At 49.3% G+C, this 3836-nt stretch carries 3 protein-coding genes; all 3 read left to right on the top strand.

The annotated features are described in order from the left end of the window. Positions 1-765 precede the first annotated feature (765 nt). The 3 genes from VZT47_RS09655 (at position 766) to VZT47_RS09665 (ending at position 3445) form a co-directional block, all read left to right on the top strand. Positions 766-1677 (top strand): LysR family transcriptional regulator, encoded by a 912-nt coding sequence (locus VZT47_RS09655; RefSeq protein ID WP_330224755.1) that lies wholly within the window; start codon positions 766-768, stop codon positions 1675-1677. A 151-nt stretch (positions 1678-1828) separates the two neighbouring features. Beyond that, positions 1829-2188: a hypothetical protein gene (locus VZT47_RS09660; protein WP_330224756.1), complete on the top strand. Its 360-nt coding sequence runs from the start codon at positions 1829-1831 to the stop codon at positions 2186-2188. Between the two features lie 753 nt (positions 2189-2941). Then, a complete protein-coding gene (locus VZT47_RS09665; protein ID WP_330224757.1) occupies positions 2942-3445 on the top strand; it encodes a hypothetical protein in 504 nt (167 codons plus the stop codon). Positions 3446-3836 lie beyond the last annotated feature (391 nt).

Genomic DNA, 3836 nt, shown 5'->3' on the forward strand with positions numbered 1-3836 from the left:
AATCCATCTACCTAGATTGTAGCATCAGGATACCTTGCACAATAGAGCTTCTAATAAAGCTCAAATAGGTGTAGAAGCCATATTTCTTAGCTTCTACACCTATGATACGAGGGGGGAAGACTGATGCTTGAAGTGGTGAATGAGCTTTTTACGCACATGAGCAAACAAGCATAAATCATCCCATCCGCCCCTGCGGGGCACCTTCCCCATCTGGGGAAGGTTGACAATCAGGCGGCCTTCGGCCGCCGGGATTACTTTCCCTGCCCTTTCAGGCCCTTCGGGCCAGCTTCCCCGGGGGGAAGCCTGCTCGCGGACCGATTGTCACATTTTCCCAGAGAATGTTTCTTCAGTCAGCCCTGTTTGTGCCTTGTATAATTGAACAACCTTTCCGGCTGCTCCGCAGCCACCTTTCCAGGCTTGGAAAGGTGGGGCCCTGCAGCATGCTTTACGTTTTCCGCAAATGTGCCTTGCATCTGTAGTGCAGAAAATATAAAAGGGCGCGGCTATATCATTTGTGCCGCGCCACCTTCCCGAGTCCCGATGTCCCGAATCCCGAACGATGCAAAGTCCCGGAGACGGCTGAAAATTCAAAGCTGCGAAGCATTCAGTTCCGAATCAGAAATGACTGCTTTATGGTTGGGATGATTGCCCTACAGGATTTAAAAACTATTAAAATTATTCCATTTGTATTATAATAAGTATAGTAAATCACGGGAAACGTCAATTTTTTATCAGTTTATATTCTGAAAAGGAATAAAGTATACGATGGAAAAAGATGACATTCTGGCTTTTCAGGCGCTGGCGAAGTATGGGAGTTTCACGAAGGCTTCGGAGGCCCTTTATATTGCCCAGCCTACGCTTTCGAAGAAGATCGCGATCCTGGAAAATGAACTGGGGCTGACTCTGGTGGAACGGACGAAACGGTATGCCCGGCTCACTTATGCGGGGATTGTTTTCCTGGAGGAAAGCAAGGCCCTTCTGGCGCAGGAAGAAAAAATGCTGAAAGCGGTCAGAGAGGCGGCAAAAACGGGAGCCCGGTCTCTCCGCATCGGGATCATGGGGACGGGGCTTGCCGGGAAAAGTCTGCCCTTCATCCGCACTTTCAGGGAAAAGCATCCGGAAGTATCCCTGCATTTTGACCTTCTCGATTTCCGGCAGATTCAGGAGGCTTTGTCCGCGAAGCGTCTGGACTGTGCCATGACCGACGATCTGGGCCTTTCTTTCCCGGAATCCCTGAAAACGGAGGAAATCGGGGAGTCCTGGCATACCCTCGTATTTCCATCAAATCATCCCTTCGTCATGAAGAAACGGAAGACTTTCCGCAGTCTGGAAACGGAACCTTTCCTGGTGCTCCAGGGGAATTCTTCTGCCAGAGGTCTTGCGCTGGTGAAAGGAATCTGCACGAAATGGGGCTTTACGCCGAAAATAGAAAAAGTCTGCTCCACGGCAGAGGAAATCCTCTTCCAGGTGCGGGCCGGCCAGGGAATCGCCATCCTTCCCTCTTTCGACTGTCCTTCTGAAGATGCCCCGGGGCTGTCTTATATTTCCCTCAAAGAGGAAACGAAACCCTTCCCCACCGTCCTCGCCTGGAATGAAGGAAATACAAATCCCGCCCTGCTCTTATGGAAAGAGGAGCTTCATGGGTATCTGGAAGGAAAAGTGGTCAGTGAAAAGTGAAGGTGGGGCCCTTCGGGCGCAAATATATGGAAATTCTACTTTCCGACCGGAACCCATATCAGAAAAGGGCCGCCATATGAATTAAAGCGGCTACCGCCCCTGATCCCCAATCCCCAATCCCTCTAACGAATGATAGTAAAGGAACATTTCTATGAAACAGGAAACAACCTACGATTTTCCCCTCCGCTATTTCTCCGTCACCACGGTGGCGAAGGAATTTACGCCGAAACCGGACCTGCCCGACGGGGGAGCCATCGATATTGGCGTTCTTCTCTCCGCCATGTCGGAAGCAAAAAGTGAAGTTTCGGCGCTGACGCCTTATTTATTTCTACTTTTTGAAACGGAAGAAAAGAAGCCCTGCTGGCAGTACCTCGATATGGCAGGCCAGCTTTCCCATCTCCATTACTGCGATGAGGCGTCTCACGTGGAGGTGAAGAAAATCACCTTCGATAACGGGGCCTATATGTATCGGGTAGAGGAAGTATTTCTGCAGAGGAAAAGCGGTAAGTGAAAGCAGGCGCCTTGAAATCATGAAGGCGCCCTTTTTGTTTCCGGTTTTCTGTTTTGACGACTTTTCAATCAGGGCTGTCAAGGGGGCGGGATCCATTTCGGGGGACTCGGCGCTTCTTAATTGTCATTTGAAACAACGACTGTTTGCCGGTGTCTTTTTATTTATATAGGAATTCATAGAATACAAGATGAAGAGTCCGCTTACGTTTAATGGTATACGAAAGGCAAAAGAATTCTGATTTTTACAAAAGAGGTTTACCATGATCATCTACGGACAAGAAGATACGAATTTCCTGCCCGGCGAAGACCCGTAATGACCTTGATCGATCCGTTTTCACGGCGGTCAATGAGTTTCTGAAGATAATGATTCCCTGCAATTTCCATAGCCTTACTCCGAAAAAAGATAACATGCTGACTTTTTTCGGAGTAAGGCCTGCTGTATTTCCATGAAATACAGAAATAGAAATGCCGGGTTCGCACCTTTTTTTCCGTGAAACCATCCCCGAAAACTGGTACCCTGTAATCACCGGGAGAAATCCCGCAGGCAGACCGGGGATGAGGGAGCCAATCCAATGAACGCTGGACGAATGAGAACGCGGCCCATGGAAAGACGTCCGGAAAGAGAGACATTTTCCATTGAATCGTGATCGTAATCACAAAAAAGTCCTCCGGACCGCCCGGCAGGAGTCACGCATAGCGCGGTCCCTGCCGTTACTTTGTCCAATTTATGAATTGATATAGAAAGGCGGCACCTATGAAACTCAAAGACGCAATCGTACTGAAAGGCCAGATCCGTGCATTCATCACCGAACTCCAGGAAAAACGGAAAAACATCGCCCTCGTCACCATGGAAGACGGAGAAAAATGGGAAGACTACCTCCTCCCCGAAGAAAGAGTCGACCTCCTCACAAAAGAAATCGACGACTATATGGAAAAATACTTCGAAATCACCTCCCTCATCCGCCGGGCCAATACCGCTTCCCCCATCGGAACCGTGCCCGAGAAAAAAGGAGACAGCATCAGCGACCTCATCGAAAAATCAATCCTCTATCGGAATGAAGCCGCATCCTGCAAAGAACTGGGAAATAACCGGCCCAGAGAAAGAGTCACCTCCTACACCGAAAGAGGAAACCTCGTCAAACAGGCCACCTACGACATCTCTGCCATGGCAAAAAGAGCCAGAGAACTGGAACAGAAAGCCACCATCCTCTCCGCCCGGGTCGATCAGGCAGATACCGGCGTGGAAGTGAAAATCTGACAGCGGCAAATTCCCGGGTCCCATTATGGCCTTCCGATATCGACGAACGGGAGAGGCAATCATTCGAGAACCATTACGGTATACCGGAATCCGGAATCCGGGAAAGTGGGCCAAATTCATGAGGCGGCCTTTTTGGATTTTGGACTGAATTCTCCGCAGCTTTGAATTAACAGCTGTCTTCGAAGCTTTGAATCGTTCGGGACTCGGGAAACGGGACTCGGGAAGGTGGCGGCACACAACTCATAAAGTGCTAAAATGGTCCTAGGAAATTGGACACGGGAAACTGGTATCCCCGAACATAGGACAGGGTAAACTGGAAAATCCCTTTGCCATGGACACTCTACTCCTAAAAACAGTTACATGTTATGCTTAAAGCAAAAGTTGAAAGGAG

It is taken from the genome of Dialister sp., from assembly GCF_036343215.1.
Lineage (GTDB): Bacteria > Bacillota > Negativicutes > Veillonellales > Dialisteraceae > Dialister.